General features: G+C 32.6%; 15 protein-coding genes and 1 pseudogene. 12 read left to right on the top strand and 4 right to left on the bottom strand.

All coding sequences use genetic code 11. From position 1 onward, the window contains the following. Positions 1-25 precede the first annotated feature (25 nt). The 4 genes from addB (at position 26) to HYI43_09270 (ending at position 8,772) form a co-directional block, all read left to right on the top strand. Complete coding sequence (gene addB / locus HYI43_09285; protein UDI78732.1) at positions 26-3,514, top strand: helicase-exonuclease AddAB subunit AddB; 3,489 nt, start codon at positions 26-28, stop codon at positions 3,512-3,514. Then, on the top strand, positions 3,507-7,187 hold the full coding sequence (gene addA / locus HYI43_09280; protein UDI78731.1) for a helicase-exonuclease AddAB subunit AddA: 3,681 nt from the start codon (positions 3,507-3,509) through the stop codon (positions 7,185-7,187). Before addB ends, addA begins: the two co-directional genes overlap by 8 nt. Before the next feature lie 126 nt (positions 7,188-7,313). Continuing rightward, positions 7,314-8,225 carry a fumarylacetoacetate hydrolase family protein gene (locus HYI43_09275; GenBank protein UDI78730.1) on the top strand — a complete coding sequence of 304 codons (912 nt, stop codon included), beginning with the start codon at positions 7,314-7,316 and terminating at the stop codon, positions 8,223-8,225. Between the two features lie 145 nt (positions 8,226-8,370). Further along, positions 8,371-8,772 carry a YisL family protein gene (locus HYI43_09270; protein ID UDI78729.1) on the top strand — a complete coding sequence of 134 codons (402 nt, stop codon included), beginning with the start codon at positions 8,371-8,373 and terminating at the stop codon, positions 8,770-8,772. 215 nt (positions 8,773-8,987) lie between these two features. Here HYI43_09270 and HYI43_09265 read toward each other — a convergent pair whose 3' ends face one another. Both HYI43_09265 and HYI43_09260 read right to left on the bottom strand, forming a co-directional pair. Continuing rightward, positions 8,988-10,310 carry a CoA-disulfide reductase gene (locus HYI43_09265; GenBank protein ID UDI78728.1) on the bottom strand — a complete coding sequence of 441 codons (1,323 nt, stop codon included), beginning with the start codon at positions 10,308-10,310 and terminating at the stop codon, positions 8,988-8,990. A gap of 80 nt (positions 10,311-10,390) precedes the next feature. Continuing rightward, positions 10,391-11,215, bottom strand: a complete 825-nt coding sequence (locus HYI43_09260) for an HAD family phosphatase (GenBank protein UDI78727.1) — start codon at positions 11,213-11,215, stop codon at positions 10,391-10,393. Between the two features lie 234 nt (positions 11,216-11,449). Here HYI43_09260 and HYI43_09255 point away from each other — a divergent pair, with 234 nt between their 5' ends. The 4 genes and pseudogenes from HYI43_09255 to HYI43_09240 all read left to right on the top strand — a co-directional run bounded on the left by HYI43_09255 (position 11,450) and on the right by HYI43_09240 (position 17,682). Further along, on the top strand, positions 11,450-11,758 hold the full coding sequence (locus HYI43_09255) for a metal-sulfur cluster assembly factor (protein ID UDI78726.1): 309 nt from the start codon (positions 11,450-11,452) through the stop codon (positions 11,756-11,758). A gap of 465 nt (positions 11,759-12,223) precedes the next feature. Next, a complete protein-coding gene (locus HYI43_09250) occupies positions 12,224-14,050 on the top strand; it encodes an acetyltransferase (protein UDI78725.1) in 1,827 nt (608 codons plus the stop codon). Between the two features lie 537 nt (positions 14,051-14,587). Next, positions 14,588-17,193, top strand: a pseudogene (clpB, locus tag HYI43_09245) (ATP-dependent chaperone ClpB). Between the two features lie 348 nt (positions 17,194-17,541). Next, on the top strand, positions 17,542-17,682 hold the full coding sequence (locus HYI43_09240) for a hypothetical protein (GenBank protein ID UDI78724.1): 141 nt from the start codon (positions 17,542-17,544) through the stop codon (positions 17,680-17,682). Between the two features lie 522 nt (positions 17,683-18,204). Here HYI43_09240 and HYI43_09235 read toward each other — a convergent pair. Then, a complete protein-coding gene (locus tag HYI43_09235) occupies positions 18,205-18,405 on the bottom strand; it encodes a YjzD family protein (GenBank protein ID UDI78723.1) in 201 nt (66 codons plus the stop codon). Between the two features lie 228 nt (positions 18,406-18,633). Here HYI43_09235 and HYI43_09230 point away from each other — a divergent pair, with 228 nt between their 5' ends. Continuing rightward, positions 18,634-19,575 (top strand): ketoacyl-ACP synthase III, encoded by a 942-nt coding sequence (locus tag HYI43_09230; GenBank protein UDI78722.1) that lies wholly within the window; start codon positions 18,634-18,636, stop codon positions 19,573-19,575. 13 nt (positions 19,576-19,588) lie between these two features. Further along, on the top strand, positions 19,589-20,833 hold the full coding sequence (gene fabF, locus HYI43_09225; GenBank protein UDI78721.1) for a beta-ketoacyl-ACP synthase II: 1,245 nt from the start codon (positions 19,589-19,591) through the stop codon (positions 20,831-20,833). A gap of 73 nt (positions 20,834-20,906) precedes the next feature. Here fabF and HYI43_09220 read toward each other — a convergent pair whose 3' ends face one another. Next, the gene (locus HYI43_09220; GenBank protein UDI78720.1) at positions 20,907-21,284 is read right to left on the bottom strand and encodes a DUF3899 domain-containing protein; all 378 of its coding nucleotides are present in this window, start codon (positions 21,282-21,284) and stop codon (positions 20,907-20,909) included. 246 nt (positions 21,285-21,530) lie between these two features. Between HYI43_09220 and HYI43_09215 the strand changes: the two genes are divergently transcribed. Together HYI43_09215 and HYI43_09210 are read left to right on the top strand one after the other, a co-directional pair. Next, positions 21,531-22,457, top strand: a complete 927-nt coding sequence (locus HYI43_09215) for an ABC transporter permease (protein ID UDI78719.1) — start codon at positions 21,531-21,533, stop codon at positions 22,455-22,457. Then, the gene (locus tag HYI43_09210) at positions 22,457-23,524 is read left to right on the top strand and encodes an ABC transporter permease (protein UDI78718.1); all 1,068 of its coding nucleotides are present in this window, start codon (positions 22,457-22,459) and stop codon (positions 23,522-23,524) included. The genes HYI43_09215 and HYI43_09210 overlap by 1 nt, the downstream gene beginning before the upstream one ends. The last annotated feature ends 17 nt before the right edge of the window (positions 23,525-23,541 follow it).

Here is a 23,541-nt window from a genome sequence, read left to right as displayed (position 1 = left end):
AAAGACAAAGGAGTGTGGGGGACATATGGAATTAAGCACATACCTCGGTAGAGCAGGAACTGGTAAATCTTATCATATGATTAATAATATTAAGCAACAAATGAAAGATGATCCTCTTGGTGACCCAATTATTTTGATAGCACCAACACAGAGTACTTTTCAACTTGAACAAGCATTTGTGAATGATAAAGATTTGAATGGGAGTTTGAGAACGGAGGTACTTCACTTCGAACGTTTGAGTTATAGAATCTTTCAAGAAGTTGGAGGACTTACCGAAGAACGCTTAACGCAAGCAGCTACAGAAATGATGATATATAATTTAGTGCAACAGCATAAATCTGAATTGAAATTATATCAATCACAAGTCAATTATTATGGCTTTAGCGAGAAATTAAGTGAGCAAATTCAAGACTTTAAAAAATATTCTGTAACCCCTGAACATTTGCAGTCATTTTTACAAGATAATGACGTGAAAACAAGAACAAGACATAAGTTAGAAGATATTTCATTAATATATAAATATTTTGAAGAACGTATAAATGGTGAGTTTATCACTTCAGAAGATAGTTTAAATCACTTTGTCGATGTTCTACATCAATCAGAGTGGATTAAAAATGCTGAAATATACATAGATGGATTCCATAACTTTTCTACATTGGAATATCAAATTATTAAAGCGTTAGTTCAAAATGCTAAAAAAGTTACTGTACTTCTAACTACTGACGGAGATGAAGAACCATTTAGTTTATTCAGAAAGCCTTCAGAAGTACTTACGCATTTGAAAGAAATCGCTAATGAATTAAATATAGAATTAAAGCAACATTACTTTAAAAAGCAGTATCGTTTTAATAATCAAGACCTAATACAATTGGAACAACAATTTGATGCATTACAAGTCAATCCAATATCTTATCAGGGTAATATAAATATTTTAGAGTCTTCAAGCATACGCGAAGAGGTCAATGAAGTAGCACGCCGGATTATTAAAGATACTCGTGATAAACAATATAGATATCAAGATATTGCGATTTTGTATCGTGATGAATCATACGCATATTTGTTTGATTCTGTTCTCCCACAATATGATATTCCCTTTAATATTGATACTAAAAGGTCTATGACACACCATCCAATTATGGAAATGGTGCGTTCACTCCTTGAAGTTATTCAAACAAATTGGAATATTAGTCCAATGATGCGTTTAATTAAAACGAATATTTTAAGCGACCATTTTAAAGATAGTGACTACCTAATTAACTTATTAGAGAACTTCGTAGTAGAACGGGGCATATATGGCAAACGTTGGCTTGATGAGAAATTGTTTAGTGTGGACAATTTTACGAAAATGGGACGCAAAGAACATAAGTTGACTGCTGAAGAAAGGGAAGATTTTGAACAAGTTGTCAATTTAAAAAACGATATTATTGATAAAATATTAACATTTGAAAAAGCTATGAATGAAGCGGAGAATGTAAGAGGTTTTGCGACGGCATTCTACGAAACAATGGAATCTTTTGATTTACCAAAATATTTAATGACACACCGTGATCAATTGGATGCTGATGGATATCATGAAGAAGCTGAAGAAGTTGATCAAATTTGGAATGGACTTATTCAAATTTTAGATGATTTGGTTACTGTATTTGATAACGAAGAGATGACGCTAAATCGATTTTTAGAAGTGTTTGATATTGGTTTGGAACAATTAGAGTTTGTTATGATTCCTCAAACCCTTGACCAAGTGAGTATAGGGACAATGGACTTAGCAAAGGTAGATAATAAAAAACATATTTATATGGTTGGTATGAATGATGGAACGATGCCTCAACCCATTTCTTCATCAAGTTTAATTACCGATGAAGAAAAGAAAGTATTTGAGCAACAAGCACAAGTTGAGTTAAGCCCAACGTCTGATATTTTACAAATGGATGAGGCATTTGTATGTTATATAGCTATGACGCGAGGTAGTGAACAGGTAACATTCTCATACAGTCTTATGGGATCCCAAGGTGAAGATAAAGAAAAAAGTCCATTTTTAAATCAAATTCAAGCATTGTTTAATGGACTAGATGTAACAAATATTCACTATATTCATAATGCACAACCATTATCGTTAATGGAACATCCACATCAAACGAAAGTGGTCCTATTCGAATCTTTAAAAAGTTGGTTAGAGTCAGAAATGGTTGCAGATACTTGGGTAGATGCCTATCAAGTAATACGAGATAATGACAAACTTAATAATGGACTAAATTACTTATTAACCGCACTTACGTATGACAATGAGACAGTACAATTAGACGAGCAATTGGCAACATCATTATACGGATCAACTATCAATGCGAGTGTATCTCGTTTTGAAGGATACAATGATTGTCCATTTAAACACTATGCAAACCATGGACTAAGATTAAACGAAAGAACAAAATACAAACTTGAGAATTTTGATTTAGGAAATATATTCCATACTGCGTTGAAGTACATTTCCGACAAAATTGAGGGCGATTTCAAAAATCTTGATAATAAAAAGATTCATGCCCTAACAGTTGAAGCTTTAGAAAATGTGCTACCTCAAGTTCAATTCAATTTAATGGATTCAAATGCATATTATCGCTACGTTTCAAAACGTATTGGTGTCATTGTTGAAAGTACATTGAAAGCATTACGCTATCAAAATAAAAACACTAAATTCAGACCACAACGTTTTGAAGCTGGATTTAGAAAATCACCAAAAAATAATGAGGAACTTATTGCACAACCTTTAATTACGAAACAAGGTATTCCAGTTAATATACGAGGTCAAATTGATCGCATTGATGCCTATACTAAAAATGATACAAGCTATATCAATATCATCGACTATAAGTCATCTGATCCTAGTGCGAAATTAAATTTAAAAAAAGTTTATTATGGTAAGCAAATGCAAATGATGACGTACATGGATGTTGCGTTACAAAATGCTAAACGACTAGGTTTAACAAATGATATAAAGCCTGGTGGTTTGTTGTACTTCCATGTTCATGATGAACGTCTTAGTTTTAAAAATTGGGGAGAAATGGAAGACGACGCTTTAGAGCAAGATCAACTTGAACAAGCATTTCTAAAAGAATATCGATTACGTGGATTAGTGAATAGTGATATGGATGTTGTAGAAGCATTAGATATTCGTTTAGATGACATTGGTAACTCTGACATTGTACCTGTTAGCCTTAAAAAGGATGGAAGTATAGGTAGCAGAGGAAGTAGTGTGGCTGATGAAACGACGATTCATAAATTTATTAAACACAATAAGAATAATTTTATTGAAACTGCTACAAAAATTATGGATGGACATACAGAAGTTGCACCACTTAAATTTGATGATCAATTACCATGTCAATTTTGTAATTTCCAATCAGTGTGCCACGTAGATACTATTATTGATAGTAAGCATTATCGTCATGTAGATGAAACGATTGATCCTCTAAAAGCAATTCAGGATGTGGAGTTAGAAAGTGGTGATAAAAATGAATAAGATACCAATTAAACCAGAGAATGCGCAATGGACAGATGCGCAATGGAGAAGCATCTATGCTAATGGACAAGATATTTTAGTAGCTGCGGCAGCAGGTTCAGGTAAAACTGCTGTTTTAGTAGAGAGAATTATTCAAAAAATTATTAGAGATGAGATAGATGTTGATAAGTTACTTGTTGCGACGTTCACGAATTTAAGTGCTCGAGAAATGAAGCACCGTGTCGAGCAACGTATTCAACAAGCATCTATTGAAAATCCCAGAAATGAACATTTAAAGAATCAACGAATCAAAATTCACCAAGCTCAAATCTCAACTTTACATAGTTTTTGTTTGAAAATTATTCAACAAAACTACGATGTGATTGATTTAGATCCTAATTTTCGTACAATTAGCGATGTAGAAAATGTACTATTGCTTGAACAATCCATTGATGAAGTATTAGAACAACATTATGAATCACCAGATATCGAGTTTCTTACATTGGTTGAACAATTATCTAGTGATCGAAATGATGAAAGTTTTAGAGAAATTCTTAAACGATTTTATAATTTCAGTATAGCTAATCCGTCACCATTTCAGTGGTTAGATTCATTAGTGGAAACCTATAAGGATGAAAATAAACATGAAGTATATCTAAAAGAATTAGAAAGATTAGCGAAAATATTTATTAAAGCAGCTTATCATAATTTATTAGAAGCATATAATAGCTTTTCGAATTGCATAGAAGTTGAAAAACATTTAGATGTAATTAAGTTAGAGAGAACAAAATGTGAAAAAATGATTGAAGGAAATGTGATCAATTACAATGAAATCATCAATTATACTTCTGAAAAACTTCCGACAATCACAAAAAAATTAAAAGAAACGAATGAAGATGCAAACATTGATTCTCAAATTTTAATTAATGCAAAAGCTTTTTATGATGAATATAAAAAAATCTTATTAGACGTTAAGAATAAATACTTAATGCGTTCTTTTGATGATTTAAAAGCGGATATGACACATTTAGCACCTAGAATTAAATATTTAGTTCAAATTGTGAAAGATATTATTAATGATTTTGCAGAGAAGAAACGTAGTCGAAATGTGCTTGACTTTGCTGATTATGAGCACTTTGCATTACAAATCTTAACTGATCAAGAAGGAAATGCGTCTCCTATAGCTAAAGAATATCGCTCACTGTTTGAGGAGATTTTAGTAGACGAATATCAAGATACCAATCAAGTACAAGAAGCAATCATATCTAAAATTAAACGCGGCGACGAATCTGATGGTAATTTATTCATGGTAGGAGACGTTAAGCAATCTATCTACAAATTTAGACAAGCTGATCCTACATTGTTTATGGATAAATATCACAGATTTACAAAAGATGGTAATGGAACTGGTTTGCGTATCGATTTATCTAAAAATTTCCGTTCACGTAAGGAAGTTCTCTCTACAACGAATTATTTGTTTGATCATATGATGGATGAAGAGGTAGGAGAGATTAATTACGATACTGATGCAAGACTTTATTTCGGTGCTACTAAATATTCCGATAAATCTATGCCTCTTGAATTACATGCACTCGTCCAAGATAAAAGTAGCGACAATGATTTAGAAAAGCAAGAACAAGAAGCACGTTATATTGCTGAGCAAGTGAAGTACATCATTAAAAATAAACAAGTTTATGATATAAAAACTGAAACATATAGACAAGCCACTTTTAAAGATATCGTTATATTAGAAAGAGGCTTAAAAAATGCACGTAATTTGCAACAAGTGTTCAAAGATTGTAATATTCCATTCCATGTAAATAGTAAGGAAGGATATTTTGAACAAACCGAAGTTCGATTAGTACTATCATTTTTAAGAACTATTGATAATCCATTACAAGATATTTATTTAGTTGGTTTGATGCGTTCCGTAATTTATCAATTTACAGAAGATGAATTAGCACATATTCGTGTTTTAAGCTCTAATGATGATTACTTCTATCAATCTATAACGCATTATATGCAACATAAAGAAGCTAATTCAGACTTAGTTGAGAAATTACAACAGTTTATTGACGATATTTTAATGTATCAAGAATATAGTCAATCACATCCAGTCTATCAGTTAATCGATCAGTTTTATAATGACCATTATGTTATTCAGTATTTCAGTGGACTTATCGGAGGTAAAGGACGTCGTGCAAATCTTTATGGATTGTTTAATAAAGCCGTAGAATTTGAAAATTCTAGTTTCAGAGGTCTTTATCAATTTATTAGATTTATTGATGAGTTAATTGAACGTAATAAAGATTTTGGTGAAGAAAATGTGATAGGCCCTAATGACAATGTTGTACGTATGATGACCGTTCATAGTAGTAAAGGTTTAGAGTTTCCTTATGTCATTTATTCTGGTCTTTCTAAGAACTTTAATAAAGGAGATATACGTAAATCATTGATCTTAAACCAAAAATATGGTTTAGGAATTGATTATTATGATTTAGAACAAAATGTGACGTATCCGTCGTTATCATCAGTTGTCATTAAATCAATTACTGAAAAAGAACTGATTTCGGAAGAGATGCGTTTAATGTATGTTGCTTTAACACGAGCGAAAGAACAACTCATCCTTATCGGTACTATCGATAAAGAAGATGTTATAGAAAAACTTGAACATTTACCAATTTCTAATGACAAAATAGCATTGCATAAGCGACTATCAGCTGAACGGCCGTTTGATTTAATATTCGCTATTTTAGCAAAATATCAATCAGCTTCTTTGCTGCCTGAATATCAATTCGAACGATCTATCGATAATTTAGATGAAAGTTTACGCCCTTCGGTAAATATTAAAGTTATTCATTTTGGGGAACTTTCATTTGAAAATGATGAATCAGACCAAGAACAACGTACAATCGATGATCTTGAGACTGAAGGGTCACATGATGATACGTTAAAACAACAAATTAATTATCAATTATCATTTAGATATCCATATTTAAAAGATACAGAAAAACCTTCAAAACAATCAGTTTCTGAACTCAAACGCCAGTTAGAAACTCAAGAAAATGGTACTAGCTATGAAAGGGTAAGACAGTATCGTATAGGTGTATCTACTTATGAGAGACCTAAGTTTTTACGTGAAAATAAAAAACGAAAAGCAAATGAAATAGGTACATTAATGCATACCGTCATGCAACATTTACCTTTTAGAGAAGAACGTCTTACTGAAACGGAATTAAATGATTATATAGATACATTAATTAAAGAACGTCTTATTGAAAAAGATGCTAAAAAAGATATTCAATTCAAAGAAGTTATTCAATTTGTTCGTAGTGATTTATATATGGAAATTGCAAAAGCTGATAAAGTATTCCGTGAATTACCTTTTGTAGTGAATCAAGCACGTGTAGACGAAATGCCTGAAGAAGATGAAGATGTATCAATTATTCAAGGTATGATTGACTTAATCTTCCTAAAGGATGGTCAATACTACTTTGTGGATTATAAAACGGATGCATTTAATAGACGTAGAGGTATGACTGACGAAGAAATAGGTATACAACTTCGGGATAAGTATAAAATCCAAATGACATATTATAAAAACACTTTAGAAACGATATTAAATACCAAAGTATATGGCTATCTTTATTTCTTCCAATTTGGTCAAATGAGTATTGAGGATAATGAGGTTTAGTTAACATATTTTCAAAAAAAGAATAAAATATACTAAATTTCTAAAATTTCAGACAGATATATTTGTGGTTTAATTATAATTAAAGTTATAATATGAATTAAGATATAGATGAGGAGTTGATACTGAATGAAATTCTTATCATTCAAATATAATGACGCTGAATCTTACGGCGTTAAAGTTAAGCGTGAAGACGCAGTTTGGGATTTAAAACTAGTTTTTGCTGATTTCGGTGAAGGAGACTTCCATCCAAAAACATTATTAGAAGGTTTACAACAAAACCAAACATTAGATTTCCAAGAACAAGTACGTAAAGCAGTTGTAGCCGCTGAAGATAGTGGTAAAGCAGATGATTATAAAATTGCATTTAATGATATCGAATTCTTACCACCAGTTACACCACCAAATAATGTTATCGCATTTGGTCGTAACTACCAAGATCATGCAAGTGAATTGAATCATGAAGTACAACGCTTATATGTATTTACTAAAGCGGCTTCATCTTTAACTGGTGATGAAGCAACAATTCCAAATCATAAAGATATCACGGACCAATTAGATTACGAAGGTGAACTTGGTATTGTAATTGGTAAATCTGGAGAAAAAATTCCAAAAGCTTTAGCATTAGACTATATTTACGGTTATACAATTATCAATGATATTACTGACCGTACTGCTCAAAATGCACAAGACCAAGCATTTTTATCTAAAAGTTTAACTGGTGGTTGCCCAATGGGACCATATATTGTGACTAAAGATGAGTTACCAATGCCGGAAAACGTAAATATCGTTACTAAAGTGAATAATGAAATTCGTCAAGATGGTAATACTAGCCAAATGATTACTAAAATTGATGATTTAATCGAAGAAATTTCTAAGTATGTAGCATTACATCCTGGTGATATTATTGCTACAGGTACACCAGCTGGTGTAGGTGCTGGTTTAGAACCACCTCAATTTTTACAACCTGGTGATGAAGTTAAAGTTACGATTGATAACATTGGTACATTAACAACATACATTGCCAAAGATAGTGAATAGTTTATTTTTATATAGATTATTAAAAGGTCGTCATAAAATGGCGACCTTTCTTTATGCCAAAATTCTCTCATACATACGTGATAACTATTTATGTGTTATGATGTTTAAGTGAAAAAGGAATAATAAGTATTGGGGGGATTTAGCTTTGTTACATATGCATATAGCAAGCTGGACATTAGCTATTATTTTATATGTAATCGCATTTTTACATATATCTAAATCGCAAGGACCTACACCTATGTTTAAACCACTACAAATGGCATTGAGAGTCTTTATGTTGCTTACATTATTTTCAGGATTTTGGATTTTAATTCAAGAGTTTATTGCAGCAAGTCATGGTGGTGGCGGTAACCATATGTTATTAACACTGAAAATGCTTTGTGGCATTGGTGTGATTGCGTTAATGGAAGTGTCTATCGCTAAAAGAAAGAAACACGAGGCAAGTCATGGATTATTTTGGGCAACCATTGTGTTAATCATTATCACAATGACGCTAGGTGTTATTTTACCTTGGGGTCCAATAAGTCATATGTTCGGCATTAGCTAATTTTTAATAAAAATCTATTAGCTACAAAAAGAACGTTTGCGAAACAAAAATTATATTATAAGGCTACTTAGCAAATTTGCAGTAGCTGACTGAGTTGAGAAGGCGCTTATATGAAGTTTTTCTCAACTCTAGTCGCCCTATGGGAGTGGACGAGGCCTCAGCAAAGAGAATTTCACAAAGAAATTCTAGTCCACTCCCTTTTTTTAAACTTTATTTTAAATATCTCGTGATTTATAGCCAATCATGTTAATTAAATCTTTTGGATGGCTATATGGTGGGGCATAAGCAACTTCAAATTCAGTGAGTGCATCAACTGTTAAACCTGTCATCATCGCCATTGAAAGGACATCTATACGCTTGTCTACACCTTGTTTCCCTACTGCAGCAGCACGTAAAAGTTGACGATTATGTTTATCAAAATATACGCGTAGATGAATATCTGTATTTCCTGGGTAATAACCTGCATGCGTACCACCAGTGATTTCAACCATTTCATAATCAAATTTTACTAATTCCTCAGGTTTGATGCCTACACTCGCAAAAGTATAGTCAAAGAATTTAACGATATTTGATCCTAAATATCCTTTGAAAGTAATCTTTGGATTACCAGCAAGTTGTTCGGCAATAATACTAGCGCCTCGATGTGCACCCCAAGCAAGTGGGACATTAGCTGATAAGTTAACGTGACGATAAAATGATGTGATAACATCTCCTAATGCGTATATATTTGGAATATTTGTTTCAAATTTATCGTTAACAACAATAAATCCTTTATCATCTAAATTAATATTAGATGATTCAATAAATTTCGAATTAGGATATGTACCTACACCTTCTATAATTAAGTCGAAGTCTTCTTGAACACCTGATTTAAAAGTAACTTGATGATCTCTAATGTCAGTGATTTCTTCATTCAATCTGTAAGGAATATTGTGACGATTTAATTCATCAAAAATAGCTTGATTCATATCTTGATCCATCAATTTATTAACTTTTTCAGAACGATGAATGAGAGTGACATCTAAACCACGCGCGTGTAAATTTTCTAACACTTCTAAAGAAATATAACCTGCACCAACTACTAAAGCTTTCTTAACATGATGTTTATCGATAAATTGATCAATTGCATCAGTATCCTCCATATTACGTAATGTAAAGATAAAGTCGCTATCAAAACCTAGTGAATTTGCACTTGCACCTGGACTTAAAATAAGTTTGTCATAGTGTGTTTCAAATTTCTCGCCATTCTCTCTATTCAATACTGTTACGGTTTGTGATTGATCATTGATTGCGATCACTTCATGATATGTTTTTACAGTTATATTTTTCTTTTCTTTAAACACAGAAGGGGTTAAAGGTAAGACATCTTTGCGCTCATTTACAACATTGCCTATATAGTAAGGTAAGCCACAATTGGCGAAACTCATATCGCGGTCCTTTTCAAAAATAGTTATCTCACTGTCTTTATCTAGACGGCGTATTTGACTAGCACACGTCGCGCCACCAGCAACAGCTCCCACTACAATTATCTTGTACATCATACATTCCTCCATAAATAAGTATTAAAAAAGTGAGACAGTATGATACTCAACATGATTGTCTCACTTTGCAAATTGGTTTAACCCTTATAAGGTATATTTAATTTAAAGAAATCATTAAGGTAGCGACCAATGCCATCTTCATTGTTTGAATAGGTAACATGGTTAGCTATATGTTTTAATTCATCAAGACCGTTATCCATAGCTATGCCATACTTTGCATATTTAATCATTTCAATATCATTATCTTCATCACCGAAAGCGATAATCTGAGATGGTTCTATATCCAAATAATTTTTTACGTAGTCAATACCTCTAGCTTTACTAATTCCTCGCTTAACAATTTCTATAACAGGGAATGGCGCACCCCAACGACGGTGTTCAATATTTTCCGCATAGAAGCGTGTTAACATTTGTTTAATACGAGGAATATTAACTTCTTCAGCTTCAACAAGGATTGAAGTAGGTGCTTCGTCTAATCCTTCTAATAAATTACCTGTTTCAATTTTAGGATTTCCCATTGAAAATCCCTCGAATAAACGTGGGTCATGATTATTAATAAAAACATGATCACGAACTTCAGCAATAATATTTGTAACATTTGCTTTTTGAAGCGTTTCAATCATATTTTTAGCTAAATCAACATCTAATACTTCGTGTATCGTTTCAAAATCATCTGATTTAGGATGATGAACATAGGCACCATTAAAATTTACGATTGGTGTATCCATGTTCAATTCATGATAATAAATTTGACTTGCACGATATGGACGTCCAGTCGCAATCATAATGAGATGGCCTTGTTTTTTTAAAGTTGTTAATACTTGTTTTGTGTAATCACTAATTTCTTTATTATCATTTAATAATGTGCCATCTAGGTCTAAACAAATTAAATAAGGTTTCATATATTTCTCCTTAGTTGCATTTCAATAGAATAATATACTGATTAATGAATTGTAATAAATTATCCACTATTACAACAGAATACTTTAATAAAATCAATGTTCATTTTAATATATGCATTAAAAATTTAGTCATAACAAGTTCATAACTCGTTTAGTAGTATCATAGCATTTTATTGGCGTTTTGTCGGATATTTGATATATTAGGGTAAAGATAAATATTGAGAGGTGATACTAATGGAAGAAGCATTAAAAGACAGTATCCTAGGTGCACTTGAAATGGTTATTGACCCTGAATTAGGAATTGATATTGTTAATTTAGGTTTAGTATATAAAGTGAATGTAGATGATGATGGTTTATGTACAGTTGAAATGACATTAACATCAATGGGTTGTCCGCTTGGACCACAAATCATTGAACAAATTAAAACAGTATTAGCTGAAATTCCTGAAATTCAAGATACAGAAGTTAATATTGTTTGGAACCCACCTTGGAATAAAGATATGATGTCTAGATACGCTAAGATTGCTTTAGGCGTAGGCTAATAAATTTGGTGTGGATAAAGCAATAGTACACGAATTCGATGTACTATTGTTTTTTATTTTTTCTCAAAAAAAGTGGATTACAATATAAAAAATAAACCTATAAGCATATAGTGACAAAGTCGTATTTAGACATGACATAATTGTAATATAAATTGAATTTATTTAAGCGTTATACTACAATACATAAGAATTACATTATAATAGTATATAAATCATAACTATATTTATGAATTTCTTAATAGAAACGTACTAAATTGTATAAAATAATATTATATTTTAAGCTCAGACATCAAAGTATAAAACGCGACATACTCATATATAGTTAATTTTTAATAAGATTATTAAGTAAAGCATCATCGCTTGTGTAATTGATAATCGACTTATTGTTTTATCCTGATTTTCAGTGCTTTAATATTTAATGAATTTATTTGAAATTTATTATTTAATAGGGAAAGAATGTGAACAATGAAACAAGAATTTGAAAATGGTAAGCCTCGTAAGACCAAAATGCGCTATATGCCTGGTTTAGATGGTTTAAGAGCAATTGCTGTGTTAGGTATTATTATTTACCATCTTAATAGAAAATGGCTTACAGGTGGATTTATAGGTGTAGATACGTTCTTCGTCATTTCGGGATACTTAATTACAAGTTTACTTATAAAAGAATATGAAGAAAAAGGGATTATTAATCTAAGACAATTTTGGACACGACGTATAAAGCGATTGCTACCAGCAGTTATAGCACTGTTAATTGTAGTTGGCATCGCCACATTAATATTCGAACCACAAGAAATTGTACGGGTAAAGCATGACATCATAGCAGCGTTATTTTATGTCTCTAACTGGTGGTACATTGCAAAAGATGTAAACTATTTTGAGCAATTTTCATTTATGCCTCTTAAACATTTATGGTCATTGGCAATCGAAGAACAATTTTATTTATTTTTCCCATTTGTGTTAGTAATGTTGTTATTAACTATCAAAAAATATCGAAATGTTACATTGATATTATGGATTATTTCGCTTATTTCATTATTAGCGATGGTTGTTATCTCTCAACCTAATGTAGGTTATTCACGTGTATATTTCGGTACAGATACGCGTTTACAAACATTATTATTAGGTGCGATTTTAGCGTTTATATGGCCGCCGTTTAAATTAAAAGCCAATCCACCGGTGTTATTGCAACGCGCGATTGATGGTGTAGGTATAATTGGATTAATTATTTTAATCATATTATTCTTTACCGTTACTGACAGTAGTGGATGGATATATAATGGTGGTTTCTACCTTATTTCTGGTATGACATTATTTGTTATCGCAAGCGTTGTACATCCCTCAAGTATATTGTCTAAGATACTTGGGCATCGCGTATTCGTTTATATAGGTAAACGTTCATATAGTTTATATTTATGGCATTTTGCAGTTATTAGTTTTGTACATGCACATTATATAGATGGTCAAATTCCAGTTTATGTATATATATTAGATCTTATACTTACAGTACTCTTCGCGGAATTATCTTATCGTTATATTGAAACGCCATTTAGACATGAAGGATTTAAGGCTTTCTCATTTAATCGCTTGAGACGACCTAAGTTCATTAGAACCATTGTAACAATTGTTGCTGTTATCCCATTATTGTTAATTTTTGCAGGTGCGTTTGACCGTTTTGGAAAAGATAACATCTCTAACAAAGCAAATTCATTCAATACAAACGATGTTGATAAATACTTAGTAAGAATGATGCCAGGAGAAAATATTAAACTTGATGGATCAACAAGCAACAGTAAACAAAAAGATCAAGTTTACACAAACATTAGCCCGTTATTAATCGGGGACTCAGTAATGGTAGATATAGGTGAAAACTTTAAATCTCAAGTACCTAAGGCGACAATTGATGGTAAGGTAGGTAGACATTTACAAGAAGCACTATCCATTGCTGGTAATTATTCCAACTATAATAAACCTTCTGATCAAGTCGTCTTAGAGCTAGGTACAAATGGAGATTTCTCTGAAGATGAGTTAAACCAATTGATAAGTAAATTTGGGAAAGCGCATATTTATCTCGTTAATACGCGCGTGCCACGTGATTGGCAAGATAATGTAAATAAACAATTAGCGAATGCAGCTAATAAACATAAGAACGTTACACTTGTAGATTGGTATAAACGTTCTGCAGGTCATTCAGAATACTTTGCTTCAGATGGTGTACATTTAGAAAATAGTGGTGTAAAAGCACTATCTGATGAAATTCTTAAAGCAATTAAGAAAAATACAAAGAATAATTAACTTAAGAGCCTGAGACATAAATAATATGATGATGCTATTTTGCAAATTCGCAGTAGCTGACTGAACTGAAAATGCGCTTAAATCAAGCTTTTTCCAGTTCTAGTCATCCTTGCGGGCGGGGCCCCAACAAAGAGAATTTCACTAAGAAATTCTACAAGCAAAGCAAGTTGGGAGTCGGGGCCCCAGCAAAGAGAATTTCATCAAGAAATTCTACAAGCAAAGCAAGCTGGGAGTGGACGACGAATTTAAAAAGAATTCTGTCCCACTCCCGTTTTCTATATTTTCAAATAAAGTTTGACTATTGTTTGATGTTTAGTTTCGGTTCATACGTGATAAACTTAATACTGAAAATAGTTGTTGAAAACGTGTCAAATCAGCTACACTACTTATTTTCATAAAAAGAAAAAAGTTGAGTGTAAATGTTGCATAATCATCCGAGAGGGTCTATAATGTAATTAAGGTCAAAGAAAGTCAAAGTCAAAAAACTACAAAAAAGTACTTGGCCTTGCTCTTATCAAATATATAGGGGTGAAAAATTTGGACATTAATCAAATGACATATGCAATTCAAGGTGCATTACAAAAAGCCGTTGAATTGAGTAAAGAAAACGAATTACAAAACATTGAAATTGAAGCTATATTAAAAGGAACTTTAGAAGAAACAGATAGTTTATTTAAAAGTATATTAGAACGTGCAAATATAGATGTTGATGAATTAAATCAAGCTTATACTCATAAATTGCAACATTATCCGTCAGTACAAGGAGATAATATTCAATACGGACAATATATCGGTTCAAAAGCAAATGAATTATTAAATAAAGCTGAATCATATATGAAAGAATACGAAGATGACTATATCTCAATGGAACACGTCCTTCGTGCTGCGATGGATATCGATGATACTACGAAACAATTTGTAGGTAATAAAGAAGAAGTGGTAAAAGAAATTATTACTAAAGTTAGAGGGGGAAATCATGTGACTTCACAAAATCCAGAAGTAAATTATGAAGCTTTAGAGAAATATGGTCGTGACTTAGTAGAAGAAGTACGCCAAGGTAAAATGGACCCTGTTATTGGTAGAGATGAAGAAATTCGTAATACAATTCGAATCTTAAGCCGTAAAACAAAAAATAACCCTGTATTAATTGGTGAACCAGGTGTAGGTAAAACTGCGATTGTCGAAGGTTTAGCGCAACGTATTGTACGTAAAGACGTACCTGAATCTTTATTAGATAAAACAATCTTTGAATTAGACTTAAGTGCCTTAGTTGCTGGTGCGAAATTCAGAGGTGAATTCGAAGAACGTCTTAAAGCAGTGCTTAAAGAAGTAAAAGAATCTGATGGACGTATTATCTTATTCATCGATGAAATCCACATGTTAGTTGGCGCTGGTAAAACAGACGGCGCAATGGATGCCGGCAATATGTTGAAACCAATGTTAGCACGAGGTGAATTACATTGTATCGGTGCTACTACTTTAAATGAATACAGAGAATATATTGAAAAAGACTCTGCATTAGAACGTCGTTTCCAAAAAGTAGGCGTTAGCGAACCAGACGTTGAAGATACTATTTCAATCTTACGTGGTTTAAAAGAACGTTACGAAGTGTATCATGGTGTACGCATTCAAGACCGTGCATTAGTAGCAGCAGCTGAATTATCAGATCGTTATATTACTGATAGATTCTTACCTGATAAAGCCATCGACTTAGTCGACCAAGCTTGTGCCACAATTCGTACTGAAATGGGTTCTAACCCGACTGAATTAGACCAAGTTAACCGTCGTGTAATGCAATTAGAGATTGAAGAAAGTGCATTGAAAAATGAATCTGACAACGCTAGTAAACATCGTTTAGAAGAGTTACAAGAAGAACTTTCAAATGAAAAAGAAAAACAAGCATCATTACAATCTCGTGTTGAACAAGAAAAAGAAAAAATCGCGAAAGTACAAGAAAAACGTGCTGAATTAGACCGCAGTCGTCAAGCTTTAGAAGATGCACAAACTAAAGGTGATCTTGAAAAAGCAGCTGAATTACAATACGGTACAATCCCTCAATTAGAAAAAGAATTAAAAGCATTTGAAGAAGCATATCAAGACGAACAAGGCGACAGTGAGCGTATGATTCGTGAAGTCGTTTCTGACGAAGAAATTGGCGACATTGTGAGTCAATGGACTGGTATTCCAGTTTCTAAATTAGTTGAAACTGAAAGAGAAAAATTATTAAGTTTAAGTGATATTTTACATGAACGTGTTGTAGGTCAAGATAAAGCGGTAGATTTAGTATCTGACGCGGTAGTTAGAGCACGTGCAGGTATCAAAGACCCTAATAGACCAATTGGTAGTTATTCTTAGGACCAACTGGTGTAGGTAAAACTGAATTAGCTAAATCATTAGCTGCATCATTATTCGATTCTGAAAAACATATGATCAGAATTGATATGAGTGAATATATGGAGAAACACTCTGTGTCTAGATTAATTGGTGCCCCTCCAGGCTATGTCGGCCATGATGAAGGTGGTCAATTAACTGAAGCGGTTAGACGTAATCCTTATTCAGTTATTCTCTTAGATGAAGTTGAAAAAGCACATAGTGATGTATTCAACGTGTTACTTCAAATCTTAGACGAAGGTCGTTTAACTGATTCTAAAGGACGTAGCGTTGATTTTAAAAACACTATTATTATCATGACAAGTAATATCGGTTCACAAGTATTGCTTGAAAATGTTAAAGATACTGGTGAAATAACTGAAGACACTGAAAAAGCTGTTATGGATAGCTTACATGCATTCTTTAAACCAGAAATCTTAAACCGTATGGATGATATTGTATTATTCAAACCATTGTCTGTTAATGATATGAGTATGATTGTTGATAAAATCTTAACTCAATTAAATATTCGTTTAATGGATCAACGTATTTCTATTGAAGTTTCTGATGACGCGAAAAAATGGTTAGGCGAAGAAGCGTACGAACCACAATTTGGTGCAAGACCATTGAAACGTTTTGTACAACGTCAAATTGAAACACCATTAGCACGTATGATGATTAAAGAAAGTATGCCAGAGGGTACAGTTGTGAATGTTGATTTAGATGACAATCACGAATTAACTTTCGATGTACAAAAACCTGAAAATGAATAATGAATGATTAGGGGAAACCTAGAGAGTGTGATGCGCACTTTCTAGGTTTTTTGTTTTTTTATGGAAATTTAGCGTATTTCTGAATATTGTTGGGTTCGCTTGCCCTAGGCATAGCTTAAGCCAATGGTTAGAAATGATAAGCAATTCATCACTTTATAAGCCTTTTTCAAAGTCTTGTAGGTTGTAATGAATTGCTTTTTTATTGGCGTCTTGTCTTAAGCTAATGCTATTCCTAAAGGCGTCTCACCCACATTATTTGAGATACAGATATGTAAGATAATGAAGTATATATTTAAGTAAGTGCATTTTGTATATTAATATTAAACAAAAAGGAAGGGATAATTGAAAATGAACTCCATAAAAACGTTTAAAGATGGTAATAGCCAAGTAATTAGTTTAAATAAAGCAGATTTGAAGATTAGCGATGAGTCAGATGTATATGTCACAAACGATGGAAAATTGTATTTTCTAAAAAGGAATCATCAATAAAAGAACAAATTCATAATTATTATAAAAATGGCAGCATATATAGTGATGAGGAAATAGATTATGGTCAAGACGTAGGTAAAGAAAAGTGGTAAGTCAGTTTGACATAATAAAAAGGATTTAATTCTTGTAAATGAATTGAGAAAGAAAGTATAGACTTGTTTAGTTATTAGTAATAATTATGTTATTCAAAATAATGGAATAATTTAAATAATGTTTATTTCAAGTAGAAAGAAACATTATTCTTCAGATATAGAAGTAAAAACTAAATTAAGAAATATATAGTTTAATTAATATGGTATTAATTTGGTGCTTATATTATCAATATAGAATATATAGAGCCGCTGGTCATTTGAATAAGATTTTGAGTAATAACATTTTAGAAACAATTTAAGTGCATATAGGCTCTATTTGAGGCACAAATGAATATCACACTTTATTTTCAAAATAAATAAAATGCGATAAATGAAACAGTGACGTCGTTTCATTTATCGCATTTATGTCTTTAATAAGCATTCGATGTTATTAAATATGTCTGTTACCTTGGCGAGTAAAGTCATCTGGTTTAATCATTGCACCTAATATAGCAATAATAATAGTAAAGATAACTGCAATAATAATTGGTGTGATGAAGTTTAATGTTCCACCACCGTTTAAGCTATTTAGTACAAAGTTAACCATTTGTAATAAAATGACCGCCCAAATAAAAGTTACGAGGTATTTCATAATCGATAGCCTCCATAGTTTGTATAGTTTCATTTTAATGTAAAGTGTCTTGTTTGTATAGGGATACAAAGTAAGTGTTTCAAAATCGTCTATATTTTTATGTTACGATTTTTAGCTTAATTTTCCTGAAAAATAAATTTCAAAAAAGGGTAAGTACTTGAGTTGATAAGAAAAAATGTGTTAAATTAATACCTGGTATTAAAAAATGAAGTAAGAAGGTGTACGTTCATGAACGTAGGTATAAAAGGATTTGGTGCATATGCGCCAGAGAGAGTCGTTGATAACGCTTATTTCGAAAGTTTTTTAGAAACTTCAGATGAATGGATTTCTAAAATGACTGGAATTAAAGAAAGACGTTGGGCAAGTGAAGACCAAGATACATCTGATTTAGCTTATGAAGCAAGTAAAAAAGCAATTGCAGATGCTGGTATCACACCAACTGATATAGATATGATTATTGTTGCTACAGCAACTGGAGATATGCCATTCCCATCTGTAGCGAATATGCTACAAGAGAAATTAGGTACTGGTAAAGTTCCAACTATGGACCAACTCGCAGCATGTTCTGGATTTATGTATTCTATGATTACTGCTAAACAATATATTCAATCAGGTGATTATAAAAATATTCTAGTTGTTGGTGCAGATAAATTATCTAAAATTACTGATTTAACAGATCGCTCAACAGCAGTATTATTCGGTGATGGTGCCGGTGCTGTAGTGATAGGCGAAGTATCTGAAGGACGAGGTATTATCAGTTATGAAATGGGTTCTGATGGTGCAGGTGGAAAATACTTATACTTAAATAAAGATACTGGTAAACTAGTTATGAATGGACGAGAAGTCTTCAAGTTTGCAGTGAGAATTATGGGTGAAGCATCAACACGAGTGGTTGATAAAGCTGGTCTACAATCAGATGACATTGATATGTTTATTCCTCATCAAGCAAACATTAGAATTATGGAATCAGCACGTGAAAGATTAGGTATCGAGAGAGAAAAGATGAGTGTATCTGTAAACCGCTTTGGTAATACATCTGCTGCTTCAATACCTTTAAGTATTTCACAAGAATTAGAAAATGGAAGAATTAAAGATGACGATACTCTAGTATTAGTAGGATTCGGTGGTGGCCTAACTTGGGGCGCTATGGTTATCAAATGGGGTAAATAGGAGGATATAATTTATGACTGAGAATAAAAGAGTTGTAATTACAGGTATGGGTGCGTTATCACCAATTGGTAATGATGCCAAGACAAGTTGGGAGAATGCCCTAAAAGGTGTTAATGGCATTGATACGATTACACGAGTTGATACAACTGACTATAATGTACACCTAGCAGGTGAATTAAAAGATTTTAATATTGAAGATCATATGGAGAAAAAAGAAGCGCGTCGCATGGATCGTTTTACTCAATATGCGGTTGTAGCGGCACGTCAAGCCGTGGAAGATGCTAAATTAGATATCAATGATGAAACTGCTACACGTATTGGTGTGTGGATTGGCTCTGGTATAGGTGGTATGGAAACATTTGAAACTGCACATACTACTTTACAAACGAAAGGACCAAGAAGAGTAAGTCCTTTCTTCGTACCAATGTTAATTCCAGATATGGCAACTGGACAAGTATCTATTGATTTAGGTGCAAAAGGTCCAAACGGTTCTACTGTAACTGCGTGTGCGACTGGTACAAATTCAATCGGTGAAGCGTTCAAAATTATTCAACGTGGCGATGCAGATGCAATGATTACAGGTGGTACAGAGGCACCTATCACACATATGGCGTTAGCTGGATTTAGTGCAAGTCGTGCATTATCTACAAATGATGATAAAGAAACTGCATGCCGTCCTTTCCAAGAAGGACGTGACGGATTTATCATGGGTGAGGGTGCAGGTATTCTAGTCATAGAATCACTTGAATCTGCTCAAGCACGTGGTGCTAACATTTATGCTGAAATCGTAGGCTATGGTACAACTGGTGATGCATATCATATTACTGCACCAGCTCCAGAAGGTGAAGGTGGCTCTCGTGCTATGCAAGCTGCGTTAGATGATGCAGGTATTGAAGCGAAAGATATCCAATACTTAAATGCACATGGTACTAGTACACCAGTAGGTGACATGTATGAAATCAGAGCAATTAAGAACACATTCGGTGATGCAGCTAAAGACTTGAAGATTAGTTCTACTAAATCTATGACAGGACATCTATTAGGTGCTACAGGTGGTCTTGAAGCTATCTTCTCAGCGTTATCAATCCGTGACTCTAAAGTTGCTCCTACTATTCATGCTAATACACCTGATCCAGAATGTGACTTAGATATTATTCCTAATGAAGCCCAAGATTTAGAAATTACGTATGCCATGAGTAATAGTCTTGGTTTCGGTGGACATAATGCAGTTTTAGTATTCAAGAAGTTTGAAGCTTAATTTTTGAAAATGATAATAGACCAAGGACATTAGTTGATAGTGTCCTTGGTCTATTTTAGTATGTAGATTTATTTTAGAGTAGAAATGAAATGATAATTGTCAAAATAAAAAATGCAATATTACATATCAATGCAGGTGCAATCCATGTCGAGATAAAGTAGTGTTCCTTTTTAACATGTTGAGGATTTAAAAATTCATCATCTTCCATTGTTTTCTTTTTTGAACGAGATGATAGTTGGTAACGTATTCTTCTAAATCCATAACTCGTCGCATCAAAAATACCTTCTTGTACTAATAAAATAATAAAAATGAGTATAAAAATAATAAGTGATAGATAAAATAAGGTATTGATATATGTAATAAGTGTGTGATTACTAAATAATATCCAAATGATTATTGATAATATTGGCGTTAATAATAGCCAAAAAACCCAAGCATTTTTAGTCCTCATAAAGAAACCTCCGATAGAAGATTAAACTTATTTTAACTTAAAATTTCGAAAATATATATCCTAAATTTAATAATACAATTTTTTAATGATAATAATACCTCCTATTTCATTTATTTAAAAAGAGTAGATTTTTATTTTTTGTAAATTATATTGCAATTATATGAAAATTATATATATAATATTACTAAATATTTCTGAATATTTTGAAGGGAATGTTAATTTTGAAAATTTAAAGGGGGCAAAGCAATGACGCGATATGTTTTAAAACGTTTGGGATACATGTTTCTGTCGCTATTTATTATTATCACAATTACATTTTTCTTAATGAAGATGATGCCGGGTTCACCATTTAATGATGCTAAATTAAGTGCTGAACAAAAAGCAATTCTCAATGAAAAGTATGGATTGAATGATCCGGTAGCGATTCAATATCTACATTATTTAAAAAATGTAGTTACAGGTGACTTTGGAAATTCATTCCAATATCATAATTTGCCTGTTTGGGAGTTAATAAGACCTAGATTAATACCTTCAATGGAAATGGGGATAATTGCCATGATTATAGGTGTGATTTTAGGATTAATTCTTGGGGTTGCTGCTGCAACAAAGCAAAATACATGGGTTGACTATACAACTACTGTAATTTCAGTAATTGCTGTATCAGTTCCTTCATTTGTATTAGCGGTACTTTTACAATATGTGTTTGCAGTACGCTTAAGATGGTTCCCAGTAGCAGGGTGGGAAGGATTTTCAACAGCGGTGTTACCTTCATTAGCATTATCAGCAGGAGTTATGGCTACGGTAGCAAGATATATTAGAGCTGAAATGATTGAAGTTTTAAGTTCAGATTACATATTACTGGCGAGAGCGAAAGGGAACTCTTCGCTTAGAGTACTTTATGGACATGCGTTAAGAAACGCTTTAATACCAATTATTACTATATTAGTGCCAATGTTAGCTGGAATCTTAACAGGTACATTGACAATTGAGAACATATTTGGAGTTCCAGGTTTAGGGGATCAATTCGTTAGATCAATTACGACTAATGATTTCTCAGTTATTATGTCGACAACCATTTTATTTAGTACATTATTTATTGTTTCAATCTTTATTGTAGATATTCTTTACGGAATTATCGATCCACGAATTCGTGTGCAAGGAGGTAAAAAATAATGACAAATGATAAATTTGAAAAGCCGTTCGATGACCATTCAAATGCGGCTATGACACATACCTCTGAAGGCATTGCTTCATCAGATTTCGTAATGAGAGAACTTGATTTAAATAAAGAACCAGAAATGCAAAGAGAAAGTAAAAACTTTTGGCAAGACGCATGGGCCCAACTTAGTAGAAATAAATTAGCTATATTAGGAATGATTGGTTTAATTTTAATAATTTTAATGGCTATTATAGGCCCATTAATGACAAAACACGATTATGCATCACAAAATGTTCAATATCGTAACTTGCCAGCTAAAATACCGGTATTGGATAAAGTTCACTTCTTACCTTTTGATGGTACAGGATCTGATGGGAAAGATGCTTATGCCAAAGTTGGAGCTAAAGAAAATTATTGGTTTGGTACAGACCAATTAGGTCGTGATTTGTGGTCAAGAACATGGAAAGGTGCACAAATATCATTAATCATTGGTGTGGTTGCAGCGTTATTAGATATCTTTATTGGTGTAGTGTATGGTGCGATATCTGGTTTCTTTGGTGGTCGCGTAGATGATGTGATGCAACGAATTTTAGAAATCATTGCGTCAATACCGAACCTTATTGTGGTTATTTTATTCGTTCTTATCTTTGAGCCATCTATTTGGACAATCATTTTAGCAATGTCTATTACAGGTTGGTTAGGTATGAGTAGGGTAGTTAGAGGTGAATTTTTAAAATTAAAAAACCAAGAATTTGTTATGGCATCAAGAACATTAGGTGCATCTAAATTCAACTTGATTTTCAAACATATTTTACCGAATACATTGGGAGCAATTGTCGTAACTTCAATGTTTACAGTACCAAGTGCAATTTTCTTCGAAGCGTTCTTAAGTTTCATTGGTATTGGTGTGCCAGCACCTCAAACGTCTCTTGGTTCATTGGTTAATGATGGTCGAGCTATGCTATTGATTCATCCACATGAATTATTCATACCAGCGACAATATTAAGTTTATTAATTTTATTCTTTTACTTATTTAGTGATGGTTTACGCGATGCATTCGACCCTAAAATGCGTAAATAAAAAAGGAGGCAAAAGTT

Source organism: Staphylococcus taiwanensis (assembly GCA_020544305.1).
GTDB lineage: Bacteria > Bacillota > Bacilli > Staphylococcales > Staphylococcaceae > Staphylococcus > Staphylococcus taiwanensis.
Note: the sequence above shows the minus strand (reverse complement) of the source record. Positions and strands in the feature narration are given on the sequence as shown.

What these genes read in the sequence shown, in the direction of transcription:
- addB (UDI78732.1), top strand. Translation starts at nt 26, where the DNA reads ATGGAATTAAGCACATACCTCGGTAGAGCAGGAACTGGTAAATCTTAT.
- addA (UDI78731.1), top strand. Translation starts at nt 3,507, where the DNA reads ATGAATAAGATACCAATTAAACCAGAGAATGCGCAATGGACAGATGCG.
- HYI43_09275 (UDI78730.1), top strand. Translation starts at nt 7,314, where the DNA reads ATGAAATTCTTATCATTCAAATATAATGACGCTGAATCTTACGGCGTT.
- HYI43_09265 (UDI78728.1), bottom strand. Translation starts at nt 10,310, where the DNA reads ATGTACAAGATAATTGTAGTGGGAGCTGTTGCTGGTGGCGCGACGTGT.
- HYI43_09260 (UDI78727.1), bottom strand. Translation starts at nt 11,215, where the DNA reads ATGAAACCTTATTTAATTTGTTTAGACCTAGATGGCACATTATTAAAT.
- HYI43_09255 (UDI78726.1), top strand. Translation starts at nt 11,450, where the DNA reads ATGGAAGAAGCATTAAAAGACAGTATCCTAGGTGCACTTGAAATGGTT.
- HYI43_09250 (UDI78725.1), top strand. Translation starts at nt 12,224, where the DNA reads ATGAAACAAGAATTTGAAAATGGTAAGCCTCGTAAGACCAAAATGCGC.
- HYI43_09240 (UDI78724.1), top strand. Translation starts at nt 17,542, where the DNA reads ATGAACTCCATAAAAACGTTTAAAGATGGTAATAGCCAAGTAATTAGT.
- HYI43_09235 (UDI78723.1), bottom strand. Translation starts at nt 18,405, where the DNA reads ATGAAATACCTCGTAACTTTTATTTGGGCGGTCATTTTATTACAAATG.
- HYI43_09230 (UDI78722.1), top strand. Translation starts at nt 18,634, where the DNA reads ATGAACGTAGGTATAAAAGGATTTGGTGCATATGCGCCAGAGAGAGTC.
- fabF (UDI78721.1), top strand. Translation starts at nt 19,589, where the DNA reads ATGACTGAGAATAAAAGAGTTGTAATTACAGGTATGGGTGCGTTATCA.
- HYI43_09220 (UDI78720.1), bottom strand. Translation starts at nt 21,284, where the DNA reads ATGAGGACTAAAAATGCTTGGGTTTTTTGGCTATTATTAACGCCAATA.
- HYI43_09215 (UDI78719.1), top strand. Translation starts at nt 21,531, where the DNA reads ATGACGCGATATGTTTTAAAACGTTTGGGATACATGTTTCTGTCGCTA.
- HYI43_09210 (UDI78718.1), top strand. Translation starts at nt 22,457, where the DNA reads ATGACAAATGATAAATTTGAAAAGCCGTTCGATGACCATTCAAATGCG.